Here is a 2,707-nt window from a genome sequence, read left to right as displayed (position 1 = left end):
CGCACCCAGTTCACGTCCTGCCAACTGCCGATAAAGGCCAAGGCTTCGGGCGAGAGCGGCGCGTCGAGTTCGATGGCGAGCAGCGCCTGTCTGCCCCGGGCCTCGCGGGTACACGTCAGGGCGGCGATGTTGACCCCGGCGGCGGCGATGCTGCTGGCAATGCGGGCAATCAGGCCCACCGCGTCGGTGTAGCGCAGTACCAGCGTGGGACTCGCACCGCTGAAATTCACGCCCAGCCCCTGTACCTGCGTGACCAGAATGACTCCGCCGCCCGTGCTGCTGCCCTGCACCGTGACCTGCTGGGTGTCGCCCTTCAGGACGATGCGTGCCGTGTTGGGGTGAACGTCGCCCAGGTCTACGTCCTCGAATTCGAAATGCAGCCCCGCCGCCTTCGCCTCATCGAAAGCGTGGGCCAGACGTGGGTCGTGGGGCGCGTAGCCCAGAATTCCGGCAATCAGCGCGAGGTGCGTGCCGTGCCCGCGCCCAGTCTTGGCAAAGGAAGCGTGCAGGCCGATGTGGGTCTCGCGGGGAGGCTCACCGAGCAGGTGGTGGGCCACCAGCCCCAGGCGGCAAGCCCCCGCCGTGTGCGAACTGCTGGGGCCAATCATGACCGGGCCAATCATGTCGAGAAGGGACATGGGGGCAGTGTAGAGGGTTGAGGGAAAAGGGAAGAGGGCAGAGGGTTGTTTCTCCCTCTCCCCTCCACCCTCCTCTCTCTCCACTCAGCGCTTACGCAACTTCAGCATTTCCTCGCGTAGGGCGACTTTGTGGCGGGGGCGACCCTGCTCCTTGCCCTGGGCGAGTTCGTGGGCATCGAGCGTCTGCCAGTCCTCGAAGGTGAACACGTCGGCTCCCTTACTTGTCAGCAGGGCGTCCACGTCGGCGCGGGTGGGGTGCGCGGGCGACAGCAGTTTGCCTTCGCGGGCGTCGCTCAGCAGGGCGGCAACGGTGTCGGTGGCGTCCTTGCGGTTGGTGCCGACGACTCCGCTGGGGCCGCGCTTGATCCAGCCTGCGGTGTACTCGCCGGGTTGTCCCGTCACGCGGCCTTCCTCGTTGGCGATGACGCCGCGTTTGTCGTCGAAGGGCACGCCGGGCAGCGCCACGCCCCGGTAGCCCACCGAGCGCAGCACCATCTGCACGGGCAGCGTTTCGTATTCGCCCGTCCCGACGGCATTTCCGTTTTCGTCCAGGCGGTTGCGCTCGACCTTCAGGCCCGCCACGTTGCCTTCTCCGTCGTCCAGAATCTCGACGGGCGACACTAGAAAACGCAGATGAACGCGGCGTTCCTTGCCCCCAGGCGTGCGAATGGCGAAGTCGCGCAGCACCTCGATGTTTTTCTTCTTGGTGTTGTCGGTGACGGCGGCTTCCTCGGCCTCGGTCAGTTGCACCTCGGCGGGCTTGACGATGGGTTCCGCGCCGTGCAGTTCGCCAAATTCGCGCAGTTCCTTGGTCGTAAAGGCTGCCTGCGCCGGGCCGCGCCGACCCAGGATGTAGATGTCCTTGACGCTGCTGCGCTCCAGCGCGGGCAGGGCGTGAGGGGCGATGTCGGATTCACGCAGTTCCGCCACCGTCTTGGCGAGGATGCGGCTCACGTCCAGCGCCACGTTGCCCACGCCGACCACCGCGACGCCCTCGGCGCCCAGCAGCATTTCACGGGTCGCCGCGTCGGGGTGCCCGTTGTACCAGGCCACGAAATCGGTGGCGCTCATGGAGCCTTGCAGGTCTTCGCCGGGGATGTTCAGGCGGCGGTCACTGCTCGCCCCCACGGTGTACATGACCGCGTCGTAGTGGGCGCGGGCGTCTTCGGCGGTCAGTTCCTTGCCGAATTCCACGTTGCCGAGAAAGCGCACGCGGGGGTCGGACAGGGTCTTTTCAAAGCCCTTGGTCACGCTCTTGATGGTGAGGTGGTCGGGGGCCACGCCGTAGCGCACCAGGCCGTAGGGCGTGGGCAGACGGTCGTAAACATCCACCTCGACGGGAAATTCAGTCTGCTTGAGCAGCGCCTCGGTCGCAAAAATCCCGCTGGGGCCAGAGCCGATGACAGCCACACGCAGGGGGCGTTCGGGGGTGTAAGTGGACATAAAGCTGAGTGTAGAGGGTGGAGGGTAAAGGGTGAAGGGTTTTTCTCTCTGCTCTCCACCCTCTACCCCCTTACGGCATCAACCGTTCCAGCCGCCACCCTGCCCCGTCCCGCGTGTATCGGAAACGGTCGTGCATTCGGTTGGGCCGCCCCTGCCAGAATTCCCACTCCTGTACGGTCAGGCGGTAGCCGCCCCAGAACTGCGGGCGCGGGATGGTCGCGCCTTCGGGGAAACGCCCGTGCAGCGCGGCGAATTTGGCTTCTAGGGCCTCGCGGTTTTCAATCGGGGCGCTCTGCGGGTCGCTGGCGTGCGCGGCAAGCTGGCTTTCACGGGGGCGAACGTGGAAATAGTGGTCGGCTTCGGCGTCGGGCACCCTGGCAATCGTTCCGAAGGCCCGCACCTGCCGCTCCAACTCGGCCCAGTAGAACAGGAATTCGGCCTGCGGGTTCTCTGCCAAATCCAGCCCCTTGTGGCTCTCGAAATTGGTGTAGAAGGTCAGTCCTTCCTCGTCTGCGCCGCGCAGCAGCACCGTGCGGAGGCTGGGGCGGCCCGCCGCGTTCGCCGTCGCCACCTGCATGGCGTAGGGTTCGGGCAGGTCGGCGGCGAGGGCTTCGTCGAACCACGCC

At 66.2% G+C, this 2,707-nt stretch carries 3 protein-coding genes; all 3 read right to left on the bottom strand.

Annotation, left to right across the window (positions count from 1 at the left end):
- Positions 1 to 638: L-serine ammonia-lyase, iron-sulfur-dependent subunit beta (sdaAB, locus tag Q4C89_RS14675; RefSeq protein ID WP_303103364.1), on the bottom strand; the 638-nt coding region annotated here is incomplete at its 3' end.
- Between the two features lie 84 nt (positions 639 to 722).
- Positions 723 to 2,081 (bottom strand): FAD-dependent oxidoreductase, encoded by a 1,359-nt coding sequence (locus Q4C89_RS14670; protein WP_303103363.1) that lies wholly within the window; start codon positions 2,079 to 2,081, stop codon positions 723 to 725.
- A 70-nt stretch (positions 2,082 to 2,151) separates the two neighbouring features.
- On the bottom strand, positions 2,152 to 2,707 hold a 556-nt coding region (gene pdxH / locus Q4C89_RS14665; protein WP_303103362.1), incomplete at its 5' end, for a pyridoxamine 5'-phosphate oxidase.

Origin of the sequence: Deinococcus sp. (genome assembly GCF_030523985.1) — a bacterium.
Lineage (GTDB): Bacteria > Deinococcota > Deinococci > Deinococcales > Deinococcaceae > Deinococcus.
This window is presented reverse-complemented; position numbering and strand designations above follow the sequence as displayed.